This window comes from Streptomyces sp. NBC_00344 (assembly GCF_036088315.1).
In the GTDB taxonomy this organism is placed as follows: Bacteria; Actinomycetota; Actinomycetes; order Streptomycetales; family Streptomycetaceae; genus Streptomyces.
The window spans coordinates 2,850,600-2,872,931 of the sequence record NZ_CP107996.1 but is presented as its reverse complement, the minus strand read 5'-3'; the positions used below and the strand labels follow the sequence as shown (position 1 = coordinate 2,872,931).

General features: G+C 70.1%; 19 protein-coding genes. 13 read left to right on the top strand and 6 right to left on the bottom strand.

All coding sequences use genetic code 11. The features are described from left to right. Positions 1–169 precede the first annotated feature (169 nt). Positions 170–622: a nucleoside deaminase gene (locus OHS16_RS12980; protein WP_328537340.1), complete on the bottom strand. Its 453-nt coding sequence runs from the start codon at positions 620–622 to the stop codon at positions 170–172. Beyond that, positions 622–1,005, bottom strand: a complete 384-nt coding sequence (locus OHS16_RS12975; RefSeq protein WP_328537339.1) for a PLD nuclease N-terminal domain-containing protein — start codon at positions 1,003–1,005, stop codon at positions 622–624. Before OHS16_RS12975 ends, OHS16_RS12980 begins: the two co-directional genes overlap by 1 nt. A 141-nt stretch (positions 1,006–1,146) precedes the next feature. On the opposite strand from OHS16_RS12975, the gene OHS16_RS12970 reads away from it, so the two are divergent. The 3 genes from OHS16_RS12970 (at position 1,147) to OHS16_RS12960 (ending at position 4,340) form a co-directional block, all read left to right on the top strand. After that, a complete protein-coding gene (locus OHS16_RS12970; protein ID WP_328537338.1) occupies positions 1,147–2,607 on the top strand; it encodes a menaquinone biosynthesis decarboxylase in 1,461 nt (486 codons plus the stop codon). Further along, positions 2,604–3,527 (top strand): menaquinone biosynthesis prenyltransferase MqnP, encoded by a 924-nt coding sequence (mqnP, locus tag OHS16_RS12965; protein WP_328537337.1) that lies wholly within the window; start codon positions 2,604–2,606, stop codon positions 3,525–3,527. Before OHS16_RS12970 ends, mqnP begins: the two co-directional genes overlap by 4 nt. A gap of 117 nt (positions 3,528–3,644) precedes the next feature. Next, positions 3,645–4,340, top strand: coding sequence for a UbiX family flavin prenyltransferase (locus tag OHS16_RS12960; RefSeq protein WP_328537336.1), 696 nt, complete (start codon positions 3,645–3,647; stop codon positions 4,338–4,340). A 63-nt stretch (positions 4,341–4,403) separates the two neighbouring features. Here OHS16_RS12960 and OHS16_RS12955 read toward each other — a convergent pair whose 3' ends face one another. Continuing rightward, complete coding sequence (locus OHS16_RS12955) at positions 4,404–4,526, bottom strand: hypothetical protein (protein WP_328541062.1); 123 nt, start codon at positions 4,524–4,526, stop codon at positions 4,404–4,406. A 106-nt stretch (positions 4,527–4,632) separates the two neighbouring features. Here OHS16_RS12955 and OHS16_RS12950 point away from each other — a divergent pair, with 106 nt between their 5' ends. From OHS16_RS12950 to OHS16_RS12930, 5 genes are all read left to right on the top strand, one after another. After that, the gene (locus tag OHS16_RS12950) at positions 4,633–5,088 is read left to right on the top strand and encodes an Lrp/AsnC family transcriptional regulator (protein WP_328537335.1); all 456 of its coding nucleotides are present in this window, start codon (positions 4,633–4,635) and stop codon (positions 5,086–5,088) included. Between the two features lie 94 nt (positions 5,089–5,182). Beyond that, positions 5,183–6,361, top strand: coding sequence for an aminofutalosine synthase MqnE (gene mqnE / locus OHS16_RS12945; RefSeq protein WP_328537334.1), 1,179 nt, complete (start codon positions 5,183–5,185; stop codon positions 6,359–6,361). Positions 6,362–6,457: 96 nt separating this feature from the next. Then, positions 6,458–6,982 (top strand): GNAT family N-acetyltransferase, encoded by a 525-nt coding sequence (locus OHS16_RS12940; protein WP_328537333.1) that lies wholly within the window; start codon positions 6,458–6,460, stop codon positions 6,980–6,982. Positions 6,983–7,053: 71 nt separating this feature from the next. Then, positions 7,054–7,350, top strand: coding sequence for a DUF4229 domain-containing protein (locus OHS16_RS12935; protein ID WP_328537332.1), 297 nt, complete (start codon positions 7,054–7,056; stop codon positions 7,348–7,350). 140 nt (positions 7,351–7,490) lie between these two features. Continuing rightward, positions 7,491–8,135, top strand: coding sequence for a TetR/AcrR family transcriptional regulator (locus OHS16_RS12930; protein ID WP_328540825.1), 645 nt, complete (start codon positions 7,491–7,493; stop codon positions 8,133–8,135). Here the strand turns inward: OHS16_RS12930 and OHS16_RS12925 are convergent. Continuing rightward, the gene (locus OHS16_RS12925; RefSeq protein ID WP_328537331.1) at positions 8,125–8,943 is read right to left on the bottom strand and encodes a MaoC family dehydratase; all 819 of its coding nucleotides are present in this window, start codon (positions 8,941–8,943) and stop codon (positions 8,125–8,127) included. The two genes, OHS16_RS12930 and OHS16_RS12925, sit on opposite strands and share 11 nt — an antisense overlap. A 126-nt stretch (positions 8,944–9,069) precedes the next feature. Beyond that, positions 9,070–10,377 carry a 3-oxoacyl-ACP reductase gene (locus OHS16_RS12920; protein ID WP_328537330.1) on the bottom strand — a complete coding sequence of 436 codons (1,308 nt, stop codon included), beginning with the start codon at positions 10,375–10,377 and terminating at the stop codon, positions 9,070–9,072. A 71-nt stretch (positions 10,378–10,448) separates the two neighbouring features. Between OHS16_RS12920 and OHS16_RS12915 the strand changes: the two genes are divergently transcribed. Together OHS16_RS12915 and OHS16_RS12910 are read left to right on the top strand one after the other, a co-directional pair. Further along, the gene (locus tag OHS16_RS12915; RefSeq protein WP_328537329.1) at positions 10,449–11,699 is read left to right on the top strand and encodes an acetyl-CoA C-acetyltransferase; all 1,251 of its coding nucleotides are present in this window, start codon (positions 10,449–10,451) and stop codon (positions 11,697–11,699) included. 97 nt (positions 11,700–11,796) lie between these two features. After that, positions 11,797–13,638 (top strand): AMP-dependent synthetase/ligase, encoded by a 1,842-nt coding sequence (locus OHS16_RS12910; RefSeq protein WP_328540824.1) that lies wholly within the window; start codon positions 11,797–11,799, stop codon positions 13,636–13,638. Positions 13,639–13,849: 211 nt separating this feature from the next. On the opposite strand, the gene OHS16_RS12905 is transcribed toward OHS16_RS12910, so the two are convergent. Then, positions 13,850–14,053 carry a cold-shock protein gene (locus OHS16_RS12905; protein WP_003967102.1) on the bottom strand — a complete coding sequence of 68 codons (204 nt, stop codon included), beginning with the start codon at positions 14,051–14,053 and terminating at the stop codon, positions 13,850–13,852. A gap of 259 nt (positions 14,054–14,312) precedes the next feature. Between OHS16_RS12905 and OHS16_RS12900 the strand changes: the two genes are divergently transcribed. The 3 genes from OHS16_RS12900 (at position 14,313) to OHS16_RS12890 (ending at position 22,262) form a co-directional block, all read left to right on the top strand. Next, positions 14,313–15,218, top strand: coding sequence for a menaquinone biosynthetic enzyme MqnA/MqnD family protein (locus tag OHS16_RS12900; protein WP_443042608.1), 906 nt, complete (start codon positions 14,313–14,315; stop codon positions 15,216–15,218). Positions 15,219–15,403: 185 nt separating this feature from the next. Then, positions 15,404–17,671: a serine/threonine-protein kinase gene (locus tag OHS16_RS12895; RefSeq protein WP_328537328.1), complete on the top strand. Its 2,268-nt coding sequence runs from the start codon at positions 15,404–15,406 to the stop codon at positions 17,669–17,671. Positions 17,672–17,771: 100 nt separating this feature from the next. After that, complete coding sequence (locus tag OHS16_RS12890; RefSeq protein ID WP_328537327.1) at positions 17,772–22,262, top strand: FtsK/SpoIIIE domain-containing protein; 4,491 nt, start codon at positions 17,772–17,774, stop codon at positions 22,260–22,262. The last annotated feature ends 70 nt before the right edge of the window (positions 22,263–22,332 follow it).

The following is a 22,332-nucleotide window of genomic DNA, read 5'->3' as shown; positions in this document are numbered from 1 at the left end:
GCAGCTGTCGCTGCATCAACATCAGCTTAGCTAGGGGGTGTTGATACAGGTGCGGACAATCCGTGGCGAGAATTGGATCGTCTCAATCGCGTCGAAGCGGCTGAAACGTGTCGGCTTGATGGTGCGGGTGGCGCGGCCCGGGCGGCACGTGGCCCTGTACGCCTCCGGCTCACTCGTCGCCGATGTCCTCGTTCCACAGCTCCGGACTGCGCGCGATGAACCCGCGCATCAGATCGGCGCACCCGGCGTCCTCCAGCACCAGGATCTCCACCCCGTGCCCGGCCAGCCACTCGTGCCCGCCGTGGAAGGTGGCTGCCTCGCCGATCACCACCCGGGAGATACCGAACTGCCGGACGAGCCCGCTGCAGTACCAGCAGGGCGAGAGCGTGGTGACCATGGTGGTGCCCCGGTAGGACCGCTGCCGCCCGGCCGCGCGGAATGCCGCCGTCTCGGCGTGCATCGACGGATCGCCGTCCTGGACCCGCCGGTTGCGCCCGCGGCCGAGGAGCTCGCCGCGGGCACCGTACAGCGCGGCGCCGATCGGGATCCCGCCCTCGGCCAGACCCGCGCGGGCTTCCACGACGGCGGTGGCAAGCCACTGCTCCGCCAGGGCGCGCTCCATCAGGCCTCGTCCTCGCTGCGGCGTCGCAGTTCGTCCTCGCGGCGGCGCAGATCCGCCTCCCAGTCCCTGAGCATGGTCTCGTCCTTGGTGTTCTCTTCCCTGAGGGTCCTGAGGAACTCGGGGTTGTCGTCCGGCGCCGTCCAGGTGGTCCGCTGGTTCCGGTGCCACTGCGACGGGGCCGAACCCCGGCCGGCGCCGCGCCGGTTGCGGCCGGCCACCAGCCAGGCGACCGGCCCGACCAGTACCTCGCCGAAGAGCAGGATGATGATGACCCACACCACCTTCGGCAGGCCGCGGACCTCTTCCTCAGGGGTGTTCAGGCAGTCGATGAAGGCGTAGATCCAGAGCGCCAGGACCAGCAGAAACGGCAGATACCTGAGCATGGTCGAACGTTCCCCCCGGGGGCGGTGACGGGGCGCGCGGGCGCGCCCGATGACGCGCACAGGTTAGCGGTCGGGCGCCTCCCAGGTGTGAGGACAAGGCTCCCGGCCGGTCCTCCGCGCGAGGATGACAGACTGGACGGCATGGCTTACGACGATCTTCGCTCGCTGCTCAGGGCGCTGGAGCGCGACGGCGACCTCAAGCGCATCAAGGCAGAAGTCGACCCCTACCTCGAGGTCGGGGAGATCGTCGACCGCGTCAACAAGGCCGGCGGCCCCGCGCTGCTCTTCGAAAACGTCAAGGGGTCCTCGATGCCCCTGGCGATGAATGTCTTCGGCACCGACCGCCGGCTGCTCAAGGCGCTCGGCCTGACGTCATACGACGAGATCAGTGGCCGGATCGGCGGCCTGCTCAGGCCGGAACTGCCGCAGGGCTTCGTCGGCGTACGGGAAGCCTTCGGCAAGCTGGGCACGATGGTGCACGTACCGCCGAAGAAGGTGAAGTCCGATGCCGCCCCCGTCCACGAGGTGGTCCTCACCGGCGACGACGTGGACCTGGACCGGCTCCCGGCCCTCTTCACCTGGCCGGAGGACGGCGGCTCCTTCTTCAATCTGGGCCTCACGCACACCAAGCACCCGGAGACCGGGATCCGCAACCTCGGCCTCTACCGTCTCCAGCGTCACGACAAGCGCACCGTCGGCATGCACTGGCAGATCCACAAGGACAGCCGCAACCACTACGCGGTGGCGGCCGCCAGGGGCGAGCGGCTGCCGGTGGCCATCGCCTTCGGGGCGCCTCCCGCGGTGACCTATGCCTCCACCGCCCCGCTTCCCGAGGACATCGACGAGTACCTCTTCGCCGGCTTCGTGCAGGGCAAGCGGATCGAGATGGTCGACTGCAAGACGGTCCCGCTCCAGGTCCCCGCCCAGGCAGAGGTCGTGATCGAGGGCTGGCTCGAACCCGGCAGGACCCTCCCCGAGGGCCCCTTCGGCGATCACACCGGCTTCTACACGCCGCAGGAACCATTCCCCGCGCTCACGATCGACTGCGTCACCATGCGGGAACGCCCGCTGCTCCAGTCGATCGTCGTCGGCCGTCCGCCGACGGAGGACGGCCCGCTGGGCCGTGCCACGGAACGTTTCTTCCTGCCGTTGCTCAAGATCATCATTCCGGACATCGTGGACTACCACCTCCCCGAGTCGGGCGGCTTCCACAACTGCGCGATCGTCTCGATCGACAAGAAGTACCCGAAGCACGCCCAGAAGGTGATGCACGCCGTCTGGGGCGCTCACATGATGTCGCTGACCAAATTGATCGTGGTCGTGGACGCCGACTGCGATGTGCACGATCTGCACGAGGTCTCCTGGCGGGCCCTCGGCAACACGGACTACGCGCGCGACCTCACGGTCGCCGAGGGGCCCGTCGACCATCTGGACCATGCCTCCTACCAGCAGTTCTGGGGCGGCAAGGCAGGGATCGACGCAACCGGGAAATGGCCCGAGGAGGGCTACACGCGGGACGGCGGCTGGCCGCAGATGGTCGAGTCGGACCCGCGGACGGCGGCGAAGGTCGACCGCCGTTGGAAGGAGTACGGGCTTTCGTGAGCGCCGATTCAGTAACGCCGGATCTCTTCGGACCCCAACCCGCACCACCGGGCAAGGTCAAGGCCTTTCTGCGGCTGGTGATGATCGAGCACTCGGTCTTCGCGCTGCCCTTCGCCTACATCGCCGCGCTGACCGCGATGTACCGGCTCGACGGCAACATCCATTGGGGGCGGCTGCTCCTGGTCACTCTCGCCATGGTCGGGCTGCGTACCTTCGCGATGGCCTGCAACCGGATCATCGACCGTGAGATCGACGCCCGGAACCCGCGTACCGCGACCCGGGAGCTGGTGACCGGTGCGGTCTCGGTGCGGTCGGCGTGGACCGGGGCGCTGGTTGCCGTGGTGGTCTTCCTGGGTGCCGCGGCCGCGCTGAACATGCTCTGTCTGGCGCTGGCCCCCATCGCGGTGATCCCGATGGTGGTCTATCCGTACGGGAAGCGGTTCACCAACTTCCCGCACGCCATCCTCGGTCTGGCGCAGGCGATCGGGCCGGTCGGTGCCTGGATCGCCATCACCGGCGCGTGGTCGTGGGACGCGGTCATCCTCGGTCTCGCGGTCGGCGTCTGGATCGGCGGCTTCGACCTGATCTTCGGCTGCCAGGACGTCCAGGCGGACCGCGCGCACGGTGTGCTGTCCGTGCCGGCCCGTTTCGGTATCCCGGCGGCGCTGTACGGTGCCCGCGCCTGCCATGCGGTGACGACCGCGCTGCTGGTCTGGTACGCGCTGGCTACCGGCGCCGGAGCGTTCTTCTGGATCGGCCTGGTGATCGTCGCGGCGGCCTTCGTCTACGAGCACAACGTCGTGAAGCCGCACGATCTGTCCCGGCTGAACCGGGCCTTCTTCTCGGTCAACGGATTCATCGGGATCGCGCTGTTCGTGTGCGCCCTGCTGGACCTGCTGGTGCGGGGACTGACCGTCTGAGCGCGGACCTGCCCGGGACGTGCGACGGCCGCGGAGCCGGGCACCGGGCGGGTGCCGTCCGCGGCCGGGCCAACCTGGCTCCCTGCCGGTCCGGGGCCGCCGGATAGGCTCGGATACGTGGAGCACGGACACGTACACAGTCAGCAGCCCCGGCGACCCTGGGTCGTCGGAGTCTCGGGCGCGTCCGGCACGCCGTACGCGGCAGCGGTGCTGCGCGGCCTGCTGGACGCGGGCGAGGACGTGGACCTGGTGGTCAGCAGGGCCTCGCGGCTGACGCTCCTCGACGAGACCGGGATCGCCTTCAGGGACGCGCACTGGGAGACGGACCTGCGGACCTGGCTCGCCAGGGGCGCGGACGGGAAGCCGGGAACCTTCACGGTCGGCGGCGAACGCGTGCGAGGCGCGGTGCGGCACTGGGCCGCCGGGGATCTGGCTGCCGGACCCTCGTCCGGCTCGTATCCCGTCAAGGGCATGCTGATCGTGCCGGCGTCCACGGCGTGTGTGGCCGGAGTGGCGCTGGGGCTCTCGAAGGATCTGCTGCAGCGGGCGGCGAGCGTGACGCTCAAGGAGCGGCGCCGGCTGGTGGTCGCGGTGCGGGAGACCCCGCTGAACGCGTCGACGCTCAGGCATCTGGTGACCCTGGACGAGGCGGGCGCTGTGGTGCTGCCCGCCTCTCCGGCGTTCTACGCGGGAGCGACGCATATCCAGGATCTGGTGGATTTCGTCGCGGGGCGGGTGCTGGACGCGGCGGGGGTGCCGCATCAGCTGTACCGCCGCTGGAAGGGGGAGCTTGGTGGCTCCCGTACGGACTAGTGACGCCCCGGGTGGTGGCCCGGGGCTGATGCTGCCTGCCGCAGCGCCGGCGGACCGGCCGGGTCAGCGCTTCTTGGCGTGGCGCCCGGTGCGGCGCTCGGCGGGCGCGGGCCGGTGGTCACGCGAACGGTTGGCCAGGTCCTGCAGCTCACGCATGCGGGCGTAGGCCATCTCGATCGTGTACACGGTGAAATCCACTCCTGATGAAAGATTCGCAGGGTTTTTTCCCTGCACGCCTTAGATTCTACACTTAGACTCGCGTTATCGCTGAATAATGGAAGGCTTCATCCCTATGGACGCGGTGGACAGGCAGCTCATCCAGGCGCTTCGAGAGAACGGCCGGGCCTCCTACGCCGAGCTCGGCAGGCTCGTGGGGCTCTCCGGCCCCAGCGTCACCGACCGCATCAACAGGCTCGAGACGGCCGGAGTCATCACGGGCTACCGCGCCACCGTCGATGCGAAGTCGCTCGGCCTCGGGGTGACCGCACTCATCGGCATCTCGCTCTCCGACGCAGCGGACCACGAGGACGTGGCACACCGGCTGAAGGACCTCGCCGAGATCGAGGACGCCTGGTTCATCGCGGGCGACGACTCGTACATGCTCAAGGTCAGGGTCGGTGACGTGGACGGCCTGGAGCGCACGATCCGGCGGCTCAGCGGCACCAAGGGCGTCTCGCGGACCCGCACCACCATCGTGCTCTCGACCAAGTGGGAGAACCGGGTGGGCGACCTGCCGGACGAAGGGTGACGCGTGGCGTCACAGGGGGTCCCCCCGCCCGGCGGGCGGGGGCGGCGTACGGTTGGCTGGGTTTGTACGTACTGAATTGGGAGGCGGCCGCCACATGACTGCATCTGTCGACGATGTCGGCTTCAAGCGCGAGCTTGAGCAGAAGGTCAGGGCCGGTGAGCGGCTGAGCCGTGAGGACGGGATCGCCCTCTACGAGAGTGACGACCTGGCCTGGCTGGGCGGTCTGGCCCATGAGGTGCGTACCCGCAAGAACGGTGACGTCGTTCACTTCAACGTCAACCGCCACCTCAACATGACCAATGTGTGCACCGCCTCGTGCGCCTACTGCTCGTTCCAGCGCAAGCCGGGCGAGAAGGACGCGTACACGATGCGCATCGAGGAGGCCGTCCGCCTCGCCCAGGCGATGGAGGGCGAGAACCTCACCGAGCTGCACATCGTCAACGGGCTGCACCCGACGCTGCCGTGGCGCTACTACCCCCGTTCGCTCAGCGCGCTCAAGGAGGCCCTCCCGCAGGTCGCGCTGAAGGCGTTCACCGCCACCGAGATCCATCACTTCGAGACGATCTCCGGGCTCACCGCGTCCGAGATCCTCGACGAACTGATCGAGGCCGGTCTGGAGTCGCTCACCGGTGGCGGCGCCGAGATCTTCGACTGGGAGGTCCGGCAGCACATCGTCGATCACCGGACCCACTGGGAGGACTGGTCGCGCATCCACCGCCTCGCGCACGAGAAGGGTCTGAAGACCCCGGCGACGATGCTGTACGGCCACATCGAGGAGCCGCGCCACCGGGTGGACCATGTGCTGCGGCTGCGTGAGCTGCAGGACGAGACCGGTGGTTTCCAGGTCTTCATCCCGCTGCGCTACCAGCACGACTTCGTGGACATGAAGGACGGCAAGGTCCGCAACAGGCTTCAGGCGCGGACGACGATGGCGACCGGCGCCGAGGCGCTGAAGACCTTCGCGGTCTCGCGGCTGCTCTTCGACAACGTCCCGCACGTCAAGGTCTTCTGGGTGATGCACGGTGTGCAGACATCGCAGCTCGCCCTGCAGCACGGCGCCGACGACATGGACGGCTCGGTCGTCGAGTACAAGATCACGCATGACGCCGACAACTACGGGACGCCGAACAAACTGGGCCGCGAGGACCTGCTCGAGCTGATCCGCGACGCGGGCTTCCGCCCGGTCGAGCGCAACACGCGCTACGAGATCATCCGCGAGTACGAGGGCCCGGACGCGGACCGCAGGGAATCGCCTCAGCTGATGCGCTTCTGAGGCCGCCGCCGGGGATCCCCGGCGCAGGCCCCCGGCACGCAGCCGGTCCGGAGCCCCGGTCACCGCCGGGGCTCCGCCCCTTTCTACGCTGGATTCATGAGCCTCACGTTTCAGCTCGACCCGCCGATGGACCCGGCCCTGCGGGACGGTGTCGTCGCGCTCTGGACAGATGTGACGAACGCGGGCGGCGCCGTCGGCTTCATACCGCCGGTCACGCCGGACGACGTACGCCCCGAGCTGGTCAAGCACCTGGCGTCGATGGCCGATGGCCGTACCCGGCTGCTGGTCGGACGGGAGGACGACGGCACGGTCGCGGCGACCGCTTTCCTGATGCACAACACCCACCGCCTGATGCGGCACTGGCTCTGGCTGTACACGGTGATGGTCCACCCGTCCCACCAGGGCAAGGGCTACGGCCGCGATCTGATGGCCGCCGCGGCCGGTGCGGCCCGTTCGATCGGCGGTATCGAGGCGGTCCGGCTGACCTGCCGGGGCGGCACCGGCGTGGACCGCTTCTACGCGTCCTGCGGTTACAAGGAAGTGGGCCGGGTGCCCGACGCGATCCGCGTCGCCCCAGGTGACGACCGGGACGACATCACGATGCTGCTCCCGCTGAGCTGATCACAAGTGGGGCGTGCTTCACTTGTCGGACAGGATCCGATGCCGAGCACACGAAGAGAAAGGCCTCAGCCGTGTCTGTAGCCAAGCCGGGCGCCACGATTCGTTACACCGCGATGCGGATCGGCATCTTCATGGGGTCCCTCGTCTTTGTCGCACTGCTCATCCACTTCGGTGTGCTGCCCAAGGGCCTCGGCGGATCCAACTTCATCTGGACCATCCTGCTCGCGCTGGTGATCTCCGCCCCGCTCAGCTTCGTGCTGCTGCGCAACCAGCGGGATCAGATGTCCCAGCAGCTGGTCGGCAGGGTCGACCGCGCGAAGGCCAAGCTGGAGGCCAGCCGTACCCAGGAGGACGGCATCACCCAGTAGGTCCGGTCGCACACTTCGCGCCACCGTCCCGGCTCCGTGCGAACGGCATGGGCGGGAGCCGTACTCTTGCCGATGAGTACGACCGACCGGCGGAAGGGACCTCTCAGGTGGGTGCAGTCAAGGCAGCCAAGGCCAAACGGATGCCTCGCGCCGTACGTGAGCAGCAGATGCTGGATGCTGCTGTGCGGACCTTCGGGCAGCGTGGCTACCGGGCCGCCTCGATGGACGAGATCGCCGAACTGGCCGGTGTGTCCAAGCCCTTGGTCTACCTGTACCTGAACTCCAAGGAAGACCTCTTCACCGCCTGCATCCGGCGTGAGGCCCAGTCGCTGGTCGACGCGGTGCAGGCCGGTGTCGAGTCCGGAGTGCCGGCCGACCAGCAACTCTGGCACGGACTCAGGGCGTTCTTCGAGCACACCGCGGGGCACCCCGACGGCTGGAATGTGCTGCACCGGCAGGCGCGCACGCACGGTGAGCCGTTCGCGGCCGAAGTGGGCGTCATGCGCGAGGAGATCACGAAGTTCGTGACCGGTCTGATCGGTGAAGCGGCCCGTGAGGCGCACCACGACCCGGCCCTGCCGGACCGCGACGTGGCCGGCCTCGCCCAGGCCCTGGTCGGCGCCGCGGAGTCGCTGGCCGGCTGGGCGAACGACACCCCTGGCGTTTCGGCCAAGGAGGCGGCGGGGACGCTGATGAACTTCGCGTGGGCCGGCCTGGAGAACCTGATGAACGGCGAGCGCTGGTCGCCGTCCCTCCGCCGCGGAGCGCCGGCCGCTACCCGCTGATCTCTCCGCTCAGATGGATCCGGTCCTTGCTGCGCAGCTGGAACGCGCCGCCTCCAGCCGCATGGGTGACCGTGCAGGGAAGCAGCACCGGCGCCCTGAACTCGGCTCGTGCACGGGCCGGTTGACCGCCGGTGTCGGCCTCGGCCAGGCAGCGGGCGAAGGTCCACATCCCGTGAGCGACCGTGCGGGGAAACCCGAAGAGCTTCGCGCCGAGCGGATGCAGATGAATGGGGTTCCGGTCGCCGGACGCGGCCGCGTACCTCCGGCCGAGGTCGCCGGGCAGTGACCACACGGCGGTGGCAGGCAGCAGCCCGGTGTCGCGGGCCGGTGGCCGTGTCCCGGCGTCGCCCACCCGGTGGCGGGCCAGATAGCCGCTCCGTGATTCCCACACCGTCTCCCCTTCCAGCCGGGCCTCGGTCACGATCGTCACCTCGGTCCCGCGCCGGTGCGCGGCCAGCCCCTTCGCGTAGACGGTGAGTTCCAGCGGGTCCGTCGGGTGCAGCCGCCGGTGGGCCTCGATGTCGATCCAGGTGTGCACCAGTCCCGGCAGCGGCAGCGGGAAGCCCCGGCCGGCCATCAGCCGCATGGCCAGCGGGAAGCCGAGCACGTGCGGATAGGCGAGGGGGAGCGGGTCGGTCGTGGGGCAGCCGCAGACCTCCGCGTAGGCGGCCAGGCGCGCCGGGTCGGCCGGGGCCGCGGGTGCGGTCAGGCGGGTCGCGGGGAGCGCCGATTCGGGGGTCGGACGGCGGCGGAGCGGAGAGGCGAGGGCCGCGCGGGCAAGAGTGAGCGGGAGCGGGCTGTGGGGCATGGGTGCCTCCTGGGGTAGGGCGGGTGAGCCGGCGGCCGGGGGATTCACACCCGGTTCCGGGCGGGCCCGAGCCGGGCGGGATCGAGCCGGCCGGGTCGGAGGGGGGTGGGGGGCGTACGGCCCCGGTCACGCCCCCAGCAGGCTCTGTCCGCACACCCGCACCACCTGTCCCCGGACCCCGCCCGACGCGGGATTCGCGAACCACGCCGTGGTCTCGGCCACGTCCACCGGGAGGCCGCCCTGTCCCAGCGAGTTCATCCGCCGGCCCGCCTCCCGGATGAACAACGGCACGGCAGCCGTCATCTTCGTCTCGATGAAGCCGGGAGCCACGGCGTTGACGGTGATGCCCTGATCGGCGAGCCGGGTGGCCAGGACCCGTACCAGCCCGATGATCCCCGCCTTGCTCGCCGCGTAGTTGGTCTGGCCGGTGTTTCCGGCGATACCGGCGATGGATGCCGTGGCGATGATCCGCCCGCCCGCCCGCAGAGCGCCCGACTCCAGCAGCGTGTCGGTGGTCCGCAGGACGCTGTCCAGATTGACGTCGAGCACACTCGCCCAGCGGTCCGCCGGCATGTTGGCGAGGCGGCGGTCGCGGGTGATGCCCGCGTTGTGGACCAGGACGTCCAGGCCGTCGGGGAACGCCTCGGCCATGCGGTCTGCGGCATCTGCGGCCGTGATGTCCATGGGGAGTGCGGTCGCGCCGATACGGGCCGCGGTTCCGGCCAGTTCGTCGCCCGACTGGGGGACGTCCAGGCAGAAGACCTGGGCGCCGTCCCGTGCCAGCGTCGCGGCGACCGAGGCGCCGATACCGCGTGCGGACCCGGTGACCAGCGCGTTGCGTCCGGCGAGCGGGAGGTCCCAGGTCTCCGGGGAGGCCGGTTCGACATCCGCGATCTCGATGACCTGGCCGCTGACGTAGGCGGACTTCGGCGACAGCAGAAAGCGCAGGGTCGACTCGGCCGCGCGCGCCGACGCCGACCGGACCAGCTGTACCGTGCGGCCCCGCCCGACCTCTTTGCCCAGCGACCGTACGAAGCCCTCCAACGCCTGCTGCGCCGCGGCCTGATGGTGGTCCTCCACGGAGAGCGGCGAACCGAGCACCACGAACCGGCCGCCGGACGCCACCGACCGTACGACGGGGTGCAGCGCGGCATGGACATCCGCGAGCCCGCTCACCGTCGTCACCCCGGTCGCGTCCAGCACCACGCCGGCGGGCCGTTCGGCCTTCCCGGCGATCTCGTGACCGGTGCGGCCCAGCAGGCCGGCAAGCCCGGAGAGCGGTGTGCCGCCCGCCGTCAGATGGAGCAACGGGCCGTCGAGGGAGGGGTGTTCGACCGACCATCGGCGCAGTTCAGCGGGTTGCGGGAGGCCGAGCCTGCTGGTCAGGAAACGGCCGGGTGCTGTGCTCGTGAAGTGCAGATAGCGATCGGCCATTGTCCGGACTCCCTGTGGCATCGTAGATTTACTCTTGAGTAAGGTTACTCAAGGGTCAGGAGTTGGTCGAGATGATGCCGCTCAAAGTCGCTGTGATCGGCGGCAGTCGTATCCCCTTCGCGCGCTCCGACGGCCCGTACGCCACCGCGTCCAATCAGGACATGCTGGCTGCGGCACTGGACGGACTGGTCGGGCGGTTCGCTCTGGAGGGCGAGCGGATCGGGGAGTTCGTCGCGGGCGCCGTGCTCAAGCACAGCCGCGATTTCAACCTCGCACGGGAGACGGTCCTGGGCTCACGCCTGGACCCCCGGACCCCGGCGTACGACATCCAGCAGGCCTGCGGGACGGGCCTCCAGGCGGTCATCGCCACCGCCAACAAGATCGCCCTCGGCGCGATCGACTCCGCGATCGCCGGCGGCTCCGACACCGCGAGCGACGCCCCGCTCGGCGTCAACGACCAGCTCAGGCGGATTCTCCTGGAGGCCCGCCGGGCGAAGACCACCGCAGGGCGGCTCCGGGCACTCGGCCGGGTGCGTCCCCGGCATCTGGTGCCGGACATCCCGCGCAACGCCGAACCGCGTACCGGACTCTCGATGGGCGAGCACGCGGCGGTCTCCGCCCGCGAGTGGGGGGTGAGCCGCGAGGCGCAGGACGCACTGGCCGCCGCCAGTCACCAGCACCTGGCCGCGGCCTATGAGCGCGGCTTCCTGCGGGACCTGGTGGTGCCCTTCCGCGGGCTTCATCGCGACCAGAACCTCCGACCGGGATCCACTGCCGGGAAACTCGCCGCGCTGAAACCGGTGTTCGGCGTCGAGCACGCGAACGCGACAATGACAGCGGGCAATTCGACCCCGCTGACCGACGGCGCGGCCACCGTGCTGCTGGCGAGCGAGGAGTGGGCGCAGGAACGCGGACTCCGGCCGCTCGCCTACCTGACCCTGTACGAGGCCGCGGCGGTGGACTACGTCCACGGCGACGACGGGCTGCTGATGGCCCCCGCCCACGCCGTGCCGCGGATGCTGGAGCGCGCAGGTCTCACCATCGGCGACTTCGACCTCTTCGAGATCCACGAGGCCTTCGCGTCCCAGGTGCTGGCCACCCTCGCCGCCTGGGAGAAACAGGGCCTTGCCCCGGTCGACCGCGCGAAGCTCAATGTCGCGGGCTCCTCGCTCGCGACCGGTCACCCCTTCGCCGCCACCGGCGCCAGGATCGTCGCCACGCTCGCCCAGCTGCTGGCGGAGCGGGACGCCCCGGGGCGGGGCCTGATCTCGATCTGCGCGGCGGGCGGTCTGGGAGTGACCGCGGTGCTGGAACGACCCTGACCCCGCGGTGCACCACGGCCGCGTACGACGACATGAGGAGCCGCAAGTGACCGTGTCAGTGCAGCAGGTTGAACCGCACAAGCGGTGGGTGGACGGAATGGTGCGGGAAGTGTCCGTACCGCCGCTGGTACCCCCCGTCGAGCACGGATCGCTGGCCGACATCCCTTTCGACAACGCCCATCAGGCCCCCGATGAGCCGGTGATCAGCAGGAAGCGGCCGGACGACAGCTGGCAGGACGTCTCCGCCCTGGAGTTCGCCGCCGATGTCCAGGCCGTGGCGAAAGGACTGATCGCCGAGGGCCTGCAGCCCGGCGACCGTGTCGCGATCATGGCACGCACCACCTACGAGTGGACCCTGCTGGACTTCGCCGCCTGGGCGGCGGGCCTGGTCACCGTGCCCATCTACCCGACGTCCTCCGCGTTCCAGGCCCGCTGGATACTCCAGGACTCGGGTGCGGTCGCCTGCGCCGTGGAGAACAAGGAACAGGCGCGGATCATCAGCTCGGAGCGCCGTCAGCTTCCGGGGCTGGCCCAACTGTGGGAGTTCGACACCGGCGCGATCGGCGTGCTGAAGGACGCCGGGCGGCACGTACCGGACCAGGTGGTCGCGGACCGGCGGGCCGGTCTCTCGCCCTCCCATGTCGCGACGCTCATCTACACCTCGGGCACCACGGGGCGGCCCAAGGGCTGTGTCCTCACCCACGGCAACTTCTTCGCCGAGGTGGACAACGCGATCGAGCTGCTGCACCCGGTGTTCAAGTCGGTGAGCAAGGACCCGGCGTCCACCCTGCTCTTCCTGCCGCTCTCCCATGTCTTCGGCCGGATGGTCGCGATCGGCTGTCTGCGGGCCCGGGTACGCCTGGGCCACGCCCCCAGCATCGCCACCGATGATCTGCTCGCCGATCTCGCCGGCTTCCGGCCGACGTTCCTGCTGGCGATCCCGTACGTGCTGGAGAAGGTCTACAACACCGGCCGGGCGACCGCCGAGAAGATGGGCCGGGCCTCGTCCTTCGACCGGGCGGCCAGGATCGCCCAGCGTTACGGACAGGCCCTTGAGGCCGTCGAGCACGGCACGGGCCGCGGCCCCGGCGTGGGCCTGCGGCTGGCCCACGCGCTGTACGACCCGCTGGTCTACCGGCGGATCCGGGCGGCACTCGGCGGCAGGGTGAAGTACGCGATCTGCGGCGGTTCCCCGCTCGGTCACCGCCTCGCGGCGTTCTACGCCGGCGCCGGCATCCAGATCTTCGAGGGGTACGGCCTCACCGAGACCACCGCGGCGGCGACCGTCACGCCCCCGTTGAAGCCGCGGCTCGGCACGGTGGGCTGGCCGCTGCCAGGCACCGCGGTCCGTATCGCGGAGGACGGCGAGGTGCTGCTCAGCGGTGGCCAGGTGTTCAGCGGCTACTGGGACGCGCAGCACGACGCGGCTGCCAGGCCGGTACCCGACCGGTGGTTCCCGACCGGGGATGTGGGCGCGCTGGACGGGGACGGCTATCTGACGATCACCGGACGCAAGAAGGACCTGATCATCACCTCCGCCGGCAAGAACGTCGCGCCGGCCCCCCTTGAGGACTGGCTGCGGGCGCATCCGCTGGTGGGGCAGTGCATGGTGATCGGCGACAACCGCTCGTACATCACGGCACTGATCACCCTGGAACCCGACGGGCTCGCCCACTGGCGCCGGATGCGGAACAAGACGGACCTCTCGATGCGCAGACTCGTGGAGGACGAGGACCTGCTGGCCGCCCTCCAGCGTGCCGTGGACGAGGCCAACCGGCTGGTCTCACGGGCCGAGTCCATCCGCAGGTTCACCGTCCTGCCGGTGGAGTTCACGGAGGAGAGCGGGCATCTGACGCCTTCGCTGAAGCTGAAGCGGGCGGCGATCGAGAAGGACTTCGCTGCGGAGATCGAAGGGCTCTACGACCGCAGGACCCGCTGAGGACCCTCCCGAGGACCGAGCGCTGCGTCCCGGGCCGGGGCCGTCACGGGACCGTGGGCGGTCACCCGGCCACGGGCCGTTACGGGGCAAGGGTGCGGCCGCCCGGGCCGGCCGGCCCGTCACAAGGCAGGAGCCCGCTCCGCACGAAAACGTGCGGAGCGGGCTCCTTGGGTGGTGCTATTCCCGACCGCGATCCGATCGGCCCGGGCAACTAGGCCGGGGTGACGTTCTCCGCCTGCGGACCCTTCGGGCCCTGCGTGACGTCGAAGTTCACGACCTGGTTCTCCTCGAGTGAGCGGAAACCAGACGCGTTGATCGCGGAGTAGTGGACGAAGACATCCGGGCCGCCGCCGTCCTGGGCGATGAAGCCGAAGCCCTTTTCAGCGTTGAACCACTTGACGGTTCCGGTAGCCATAAGCCCTCCTTGGGCCAAAGGGTTGCCCTGCTCCAGAACCTGCTAAGAAGTCTGAAAACTACAAAAGCCTGCGGGTCACATGCTCCGCAGGCTCTGTACTGCAAGGGAAACCAAACTGCAACTTGCGGCGAGCCTAGCATGGGCTCGCGCGCCCGCGGTAGAGGTGAAGATCACTTCACCGGGACGTTTGCCGAGCGGCTCGCGGGCCGCCGGGCGACCCTGAGTTCTTCACCGTACAAGGCAGGTCTAGCCTCACGATGTGGACAATTCATACGCCGAAAATTCCGCCGCCCCCGTCACCGGGACCGCCGCCGAAGCCGACCACCGTCGCAGCAGGCCCCGGGTCGGACACATCCAGTTCCTGAACTGTCTGCCCCTCTACTGGGGGCTGGCCAGGACCGGAACGCTGATCGACCTCGAGCTGACCAAGGACACCCCGGAGAAGCTCAGCGAACAGCTGATCCGCGGCGAGCTCGACATCGCGCCCGTCACCCTTGTCGAGTTCCTCAAGAACGCCGACGACCTGGTGGCCTTCCCCGACCTCGCGGTCGGCTGCGACGGCCCTGTCATGTCCTGCGTGATCGTCTCCAAGAAGCCGCTGGACCAGCTCGACGGAGCACGAGTGGCCCTCGGTTCCACCTCGCGGACCTCCGTACGCCTGGCCCAGCTGCTGCTCGCCGAACGGCACGGCGTCACGCCCGACTACTACCAGTGCCCGCCCGACCTCCGGGTGATGATGCTGGAGGCCGACGCCGCCGTCCTGATCGGGGACGCCGCGCTGCGCGCGAATCTGCACGACGCCCCCAAGCTGGGCCTCGAGGTGCACGACCTGGGCCAGATGTGGAAGGAGTGGACCGGGCTGCCGTTCGTCTTCGCGGTGTGGGCCGCGCGCAAGGAGTACGTGGCCCGGGAGCCCGAGGTCGTCAGGGCGGTGCACGAGGCGTTCCTGTCCTCCCGTGACGTGTCGCTCGAGGAGGTCGCCAAGGTCGCCGAACAGGCCTCCCACTGGGAGGTCTTCGACGCGGCGCTGCTGGAGCGCTACTTCACCACCCTGGACTTCCGTTTCGGAGCGGACCAGCTCGAAGGCGTCCGTGAATTCGCCCGCCGGGTCGGCGACACCACGGGCTTCCCCGCCGATGTGAACGTCGAACTGCTCACTCCCTGAAGCCGGTTGCCACCCGGCCCGGGTACCCGGGGCCCGAGTACTCCGGGCCTGCGTGCTCCGCCTGTCGGGTGAGCGCCTGCGGGGGCGGCCGTCGTGGTCCCGCGGCGTGCCGGCGGAACCGGTTCTCTACTGTGGCGTAGTCAACGTGCACACGTCAGCAAAGCACCAGTGGGGGATTGTCAGTTATGGACCCGTTGCAGCCGGATGATCCGCAGACGCTGGGAAACTACCGGCTGTTGGGGCAGCTCGGAGCCGGCGGCATGGGCCGGGTCTATCTGGCACGCTCCCCCGGCGGGCGCACCGTCGCGGTGAAGGTGGTGCGCCAGGACCTCGCCGCCGACCCGGCGTTCCGGCAGCGGTTCCGGCACGAGGTCGAGATAGCCAAGGCGGTCTCGGGCCGCCACACCGCTCCCGTCGTCGACGCCGACCCGGAAGCGCCGCTGCCCTGGCTGGCGACGGCGTACGTCCTCGGCCCGGACCTCACCGATGTGGTCGCGGCCCACGGAGCACTGCCCGAGCACACGGTGCGCGCGCTCGGTGCGGGCCTGGCTGCGGCGCTGCAGGAAATCCACGGGGCCGGTCTGATCCATCGCGACCTCAAGCCGTCCAACGTCCTCCTCGCCGCCGACGGCCCCCGCGTCATCGACTTCGGCATCGCACGAGCGGTGGACGGAAGTCGTATGACGCAGAACGGAGTTGTGGTCGGCTCGCCCGGTTACATGCCCCCGGAGCAGGCGCTCGGCCGGGATGTCGGGGTGTCGGGAGACGTCTTCTCGCTGGGCGCCGTCCTGGCCTTCGCGGCCACCGGGCGCAATGTCTTCGGCGATGCGGTCGCCCCGGCGGCCATGCTCTACCAGGTGGTCCACACGGAGCCCGATCTGACCGGTACGCCCCAGATGCTGACCGGCCTGATCCGCGCCTGCCTGGCCAAGGACCCGGCGCACCGCCCGACCCCGGCGGAGATCCTCCGGTCACTGACCCCCGGGGACAACGGCGCCGTCCTCGCCGACTGGCTGCCATCGGCGGTCTCGTCGACGATCGCCACCCATGCCTCGCGGATACTGGACCTGGAGACGCCTGCGGGGGGCAACGTCCCGGTGCCGGCGGACGCGGCGCCCCCAGCGACTCCTGGCGCCAACCCCGCCTTCCCGGCCGCCGCGACTTTCCCGACCGCGGCCTCCCAGGGCTTCGGTCCGGTCCCGACGGTCCTGGACAATCCGGGCGCCACCGGCGCGCCCGCGGCCCCCTCCCGCCGTCGTTTCCTCGGCATCGCGGCCGGCGGCGTCGTCGGCGTCGGGCTGCTGGGGGGCGGAGCGGCGTGGATGGCCGGCCCCGGCGGCAAGGCCGCGGACGACAAGGCCCGGCAGAACACGCAGGCCGGTACGGGCCGGGGCGGAGACACGTTCACCACCCCGCCTCCCGGCACAGCACCGCAGGTGCTCTGGCACACACCGGTCTCGGTGGACACCATCAGCCCCGACCAGCGGCTCCTGGTCCATGACGGCACGCTGCTGATCAGCGGCGACCCGTTGATCGCGTACAACGCCGGGACCGGCAAACCGGTGTGGACCCGGCCCGGCGTGGCCCCGCCGGGCTCACCGCTGGCAGCCGCCGGGGGAAAGCTCTTCCTGCTCAGCACGGAGTACGACGGCGACGTCATCGGCCTCGACCTGAAGAGCGGCAATGAAGCCTGGCGCAGCCGTCTGGGCAAGGCGATGACGGCCTCCGCCGTCATCGCCGCCGATGAGCGGAACGTCTATGTGGTGGCCTCCGTCAACGACGGCAGGATCCGTGACGGGCTGACCGCGGTGGCCGCGATCAGCCACCGGACAGGCAAGGTGATCTGGAAGCAGACCCGCGACAAGGGGACCGACGACTACGACGTCATGGGCACCGCCGTGGCGGGGCGGCTCGTCTACACGGACTCCAACGACAACCTCACCGTGCGCGAGACCGGGAAGGGCAGGCAGCTCTGGTCCCGGAAGATCGGTGGCGACCTCGAATGGACTCCCGAGGTGCACGGCGGGCTTGTCTTCGTCCCGGGGGAGACCCTGCTCGCGGTCGACGTCGAATCCGGCCACAACCGGTGGACGCTGCCTGCCAACGGCCGTCGCGGCTTCAAGGAACCGAGAGTCGTCGGCGAGGTGCTCTACGCCGCCGACTACGAACAGGGTCTCTGGGCCATCAATCCCAGGAGTGGCAAGAAGGTATGGCTCTGTGAGGAGACCGGAGCGCGAAGCGCTCCGACGGAGTACGCCCGCGTCGGGCAGACCCTCTACGGTGCGTCGTACAACGACGACGGCGGGATCTTCGCCCTCGATCCGAGGACCGGTAAGTCCCGCTGGACTTACAACGACAACAAGGGCACCGAGGAGCAGTGGCACATCGCCGTGTCGGGGCAGCGGTTGCTGGCCACCCACGGCGGCGAGATCTACGCCCTCCCGGCAGTCTGAAGGGCGAGGGGCGCCTGTTCCGGCCCGCGTTCGCACCCATTAGCCTCAGTGCATCCATGGACGATGTGGCCAGCGCGGGCCGGCAGGGAGGAAGACGAGCATGCGAGTGCTGGTGACCGTCGTGCGGGAGGGGGAAGAGCCCCAGGACGTACTGGTCAATACGGATGATGCGGCCACCGCGGGGGACCTCGCGGAGGTACTCGCGGCCACCCGGCAGGGACCACAGCAGCCCGGCTACGGCCCCGGGCACGCCGTGATGCCGTCCGTTGTCGTCCCCATGCCGGGGACCACCCTGGACCCGCGGTTCAGCTACGGCAACCAACCCGTCCAGGGTCCCACCCTCTGGGCCGACGGACACCGCTGCGACCCGCGTACACCGGTGGCGTCCGTACTGCGTGACGGCATACGGATCTCCGTGGACGACTCGATCGGCCCGCTGCTGCGCCGCGGTGAACCTCTCGGCCGCTACGAACTCCGGGTGGCCGCCGGGTCTGCCTCCGGGCGGGTCGTCCGGCTTGCCGCCGGAACCGCCACCATCGGGTCCGCGCCCACCTGCACACTTGCCGTCGCCGACCCCCAACTGCCTCCGGTGGCAGCGCGGCTGGCGATCGACGTGCAGGGCAGAGCGACCCTCGCTCCACAGCCCGGCGCCGCCGTCCAGCTCGACGACGTACCGGTCGGCGCGGAGCAGCCCTGGCCGCTCGGCGGGGTCGCCCGCATCGGGGACTCCCTCTTCATACTCGACGAGGCCGGCGAACCGGACGCCCATCTCTCCGACACCGGTGAGGGCGGGCTCGCCTACAACAGGCCCCCGCGCCTCTCACCGCTCCGGCCGCGCCCGCGACTTGTCGTGCCCGCACCCCCGTCGAAGAGCGAACGCGCCCGCTTCCAGATGATCGCCGCGCTGATGCCGATGGCTTTCGGCCTCGCGATGTACTTCGTCACCAAGCAGATCTACATGCTGATGTTCTGCCTGATGAGCCCGGTGATGATGCTCGGCCAATGGCTGAGCGACAACCGTGAGGGCAAGAAGAAGAACAAGACATCGGTCAAGCAGTACAAGAAGGACGTCGCCGCCCACGAGGCCGATCTGCTCAGAGTGGCCAAGGAGGAGCAGCGCAGGCTGCGCACCGGGAACCCGGACCCGGCCGAGATCCTGCTCTTCGCCACCGGACCCCGCCGCCGGCTCTGGGAGCGCAGGCTCACCGATCCGGACGTACTGAAGCTGCGGATCGGAGTGGGCAGTCTGCCCGCCGACATCGAACTCGTCATGGGACGCGGATCGCAGTTCGACGACGAAGGACCCGAGCCGCCGAGGCTCCCCGACGTACCGATCACGCTGCCCTTCCCCGAACTGGGCGTGGTGGGCATCTCGGGCGACCGCCCGCGTACCCTCTCCACCGCCCGCTGGCTCGCGGTGCAGGCCGCCGTGCTGCACAGCCCCCGTGAACTGACCCTGGTCGTCCTCTCCTCCGCGCGGGATGCCGCCGTCGAATGGGACTGGGCGCACTGGATCCCGCACACCGCGCCCCAGCAGGGCCAGGACTGTGTCGCGCTGGTCGGCTCCGACTCCGAGGCCATCGCCCGCCGGGTCAACGAACTGATCAATGAACTCACCAGGCGGCAGGCAACACGGGAGAACCAGGGGCGGATGGCGGGCTCGCTCACCCCCGACCCGCACATCCTGGTGGTACTCGACGGCGCACGGCTGCTGCGCAGGATGCCCGGTGTCCCGCAACTCCTCCAGGAGGGGCCCGCGCTGGGCATCTTCGCGCTCTGCATCGACGAGGACGAACGGCTGCTCCCCGAGGAGTGCCGCGCGGTGGTGTGCTGGACGCCCGATTCCCCCTCCCGCGTGCGGCTGCTCGGCTCCGGCCTGGAAGCGGTCGGAGAGGTCCTGGCCGACCAGGTCGCCAACGACTGGTGCGAGCTGCTCGCCCGCTCCCTGGCACCCGTACGGGACGTCAGCCGCGACGACGCCGACAGCGCACTGCCCACGGCGGCCCGGCTGCTGCACCTGATCGGCATGCCGGATCCGACGGGCTCCGACATCGAGCGGGTGTGGAAGGCCGGAGGCTCCACGACCGCGGCGCCCATCGGGATCGCCGCCGACGGCCCCTTCGTGCTCGACATCCGGCGCGACGGACCGCACGCGCTCGTGGCCGGCACCACCGGCGCCGGTAAGTCCGAACTGCTGCAGACGATCATCGCCTCGCTGGCGGTGGCCAACCGCCCGGACGCCCTCAACTACGTACTGATCGACTACAAGGGCGGCAGCGCCTTCATGGACTGCGCCCGGCTGCCGCACACCGTCGGCATGGTCAGCGACCTCGACGCCCATCTGACGGAACGGGCTCTGGCCTCCCTCGCCGCCGAACTGCACCGCCGTGAGGAGATCCTCTTCAACACCGGCACCAAGGACATCGAGGACTACAACGACACCCGCAAGCTCCGTCCGGAGCTCGAGCCGATGCCCCGACTCGTTCTGGTCATCGACGAGTTCGCCTCGCTGGTCGCCGAACTGCCCGACTTCATCGCCGGGCTCGTCGACATCGCCAGGCGGGGACGTTCGCTCGGTGTGCACCTGGTCCTCGCCACCCAGCGCCCCGCCGGTGTGGTCAGCGCGGACATCCGCGCCAACACCAACCTCCGTATCGCGCTGCGGGTGACCGACGGCGCCGAGTCCCAGGACGTCATCGACGCCATGGACGCCGGCGCCATCGCCAAGTCCACGCCGGGCCGGGCCTTTGTGCGCTCCGGCGCCCAGTCCCTCGTCGGCGTCCAGTCCGCCCGGATCGGTGGCCGGCGCCCGGCGACCGGCGGCAGCGGCCCGAAGGCCACCCTGGCGCCGCTCACCTGGCCGATGTACAGCCGCCCCGCGCCCAGGGCTGCCGAGGCGGACGACGACGGCACCATGGTCACCGACCTCGCCGTTCTGGTCGACGCGATCCGCGCGGGCTCGGAGACCATGGGCTTCCCCGCGCCCCGCAGCCCCTGGCTGCCCCCGCTGTCGGAGCACGTCACCATCGACGAACTGGCCGAGTTCGACGACCCGTCGGCCACCTACAGCGATGTGGCCCCGATCGGCTACGGCCTCACCGACCTGCCCGCCCAGCAGGCCCGCAAGCCGCTTGCCGTCGACCTGGTGCACGGCGAGCACACCCTGCTGATCGGTGGCGCCAGGTGCGGCCGCTCCACGGCGCTGCGTACCCTCGGCGGCGCCATCGTCCGGCAGACCTCACCCTTCGACGTGCACGTCTACGCCATCGACTGCGGCTCCAACGCACTGCTGCCGCTGGTCCGGCTGCCGCATGTCGGCGCCGTGGTCAACCGCGACGAGCCGGACCGGGTACGCCGGCTTCTCGACCGCCTGCTCGCCGAGATCGCCCGGCGCCAGCAGATGCTCGCCATGGAGGGCGCCTCCAGCGCGGCCGAACAGCGGGCCGGCGCCGCGCCCGAGGACCGGCTGCCGTGGATGGTGCTGCTGCTCGACGGCTGGGAAGGGTTCGTCTCCACCTTCGAGAACTACAACTACGGCCAGCTGATCGAGCAGCTGCAGCGGATCTTCCGCGAGGGCTCGGCCGTCGGCCTCAAGGTCGTGATGACCGCAGACCGCTCCGGGCTGAGCGGCAACGTCGCTTCCGCGTTCGCCGACCGGCTGGTCCTGCGGTTCGCCGACGTCAACGACTACTCGATGGCGGGGTTGCAGACCCGCGAGGTCCCCAAGGACATGCCACCGGGCCGCGCACTGCGGATCACCGACAACGGCGTCGAGGAGACCCAGATCGCCCTGCTCGACGCCGATCCGGCGGGCCAGGCCCAGGTGCGCAGGCTCCGGGAGATCGCGGAAGCCGCCCAGACCCACTACGGCCGGATCCCCGTCGGCCGCGGCCCGATGCGGGTCGACGCCCTTCCGGCCCGCATCACCGCGGAACACGCCATGGCCCTTGACCCGACGCCGGCACCACGGTCGCCGCTCTGGGCACTGCTGGGCGTCGGCGGGGACGAACTGTCCCCGATGGGCGTCGACCTGCAGGAGTCCGGCCCGGGCTTCGTGATCGCCGGACCGCCCAAGTCCGGCCGCTCCAACGCTCTGGTGGTCGCCACCGAATCACTGCTGCGGGCGGGCACCCCGGTCGTCCTCATCACCCCGCGCCGCTCACCGCTCCGCGATCTCGAGGGACGCGACGGCGTGCTGGGCGTACTGAACGGGGAGAGCCGGGAGGACGACCTCGATGAGTTGCTGGAGCAAGCGGAGGGACGCCCGTACGTGGTCGTCGTCGACGATGCGGAACTCCTCTACGACGGCAACCTCGACGAGGCCCTGGAGAACGTCATCCGCAAGGGCGCGGACGGCGACCACGGCCTGATCGCGGCCGGAACCACGGACTCGCTCGCCTCGCAGTACCGGGGCTTCGTCCCCGAGGCCCGCAAGTCCCGCAACGGGATCCTGCTCACCCCGCAGACCCCTCAGGAGGGCGAACTCTTCAACGTCCGCCTGCCGTCCAACAGCGCCGCGGGCCCGGCGGGCAGCGGCCTGCTGATCGCCGGCGGAACGCTCACGCCGATCCAGGGCGCGTTGCGCGGCTGACGCCTCGGAGATGCCGCGCCTCCCGTACATCCCGTACGGCACAACGCGCCGGGGCGGCCACCTTGTTCAG

What these genes read in the sequence shown, in the direction of transcription:
- OHS16_RS12950 (WP_328537335.1), top strand. Translation starts at nt 4,633, where the DNA reads ATGGACGCGGTGGACAGGCAGCTCATCCAGGCGCTTCGAGAGAACGGC.
- OHS16_RS12915 (WP_328537329.1), top strand. Translation starts at nt 10,449, where the DNA reads ATGATGCCGCTCAAAGTCGCTGTGATCGGCGGCAGTCGTATCCCCTTC.
- OHS16_RS12905 (WP_003967102.1), bottom strand. Translation starts at nt 14,053, where the DNA reads ATGGCTACCGGAACCGTCAAGTGGTTCAACGCTGAAAAGGGCTTCGGC.
- OHS16_RS12925 (WP_328537331.1), bottom strand. Translation starts at nt 8,943, where the DNA reads ATGCCCCACAGCCCGCTCCCGCTCACTCTTGCCCGCGCGGCCCTCGCC.
- OHS16_RS12970 (WP_328537338.1), top strand. Translation starts at nt 1,147, where the DNA reads ATGGCTTACGACGATCTTCGCTCGCTGCTCAGGGCGCTGGAGCGCGAC.
- OHS16_RS12940 (WP_328537333.1), top strand. Translation starts at nt 6,458, where the DNA reads ATGAGCCTCACGTTTCAGCTCGACCCGCCGATGGACCCGGCCCTGCGG.
- OHS16_RS12890 (WP_328537327.1), top strand. Translation starts at nt 17,772, where the DNA reads ATGCGAGTGCTGGTGACCGTCGTGCGGGAGGGGGAAGAGCCCCAGGAC.
- OHS16_RS12895 (WP_328537328.1), top strand. Translation starts at nt 15,404, where the DNA reads ATGGACCCGTTGCAGCCGGATGATCCGCAGACGCTGGGAAACTACCGG.
- OHS16_RS12920 (WP_328537330.1), bottom strand. Translation starts at nt 10,377, where the DNA reads ATGGCCGATCGCTATCTGCACTTCACGAGCACAGCACCCGGCCGTTTC.
- OHS16_RS12930 (WP_328540825.1), top strand. Translation starts at nt 7,491, where the DNA reads ATGCCTCGCGCCGTACGTGAGCAGCAGATGCTGGATGCTGCTGTGCGG.
- mqnE (WP_328537334.1), top strand. Translation starts at nt 5,183, where the DNA reads ATGACTGCATCTGTCGACGATGTCGGCTTCAAGCGCGAGCTTGAGCAG.
- OHS16_RS12910 (WP_328540824.1), top strand. Translation starts at nt 11,797, where the DNA reads ATGGTGCGGGAAGTGTCCGTACCGCCGCTGGTACCCCCCGTCGAGCAC.
- OHS16_RS12980 (WP_328537340.1), bottom strand. Translation starts at nt 622, where the DNA reads ATGGAGCGCGCCCTGGCGGAGCAGTGGCTTGCCACCGCCGTCGTGGAA.
- OHS16_RS12975 (WP_328537339.1), bottom strand. Translation starts at nt 1,005, where the DNA reads ATGCTCAGGTATCTGCCGTTTCTGCTGGTCCTGGCGCTCTGGATCTAC.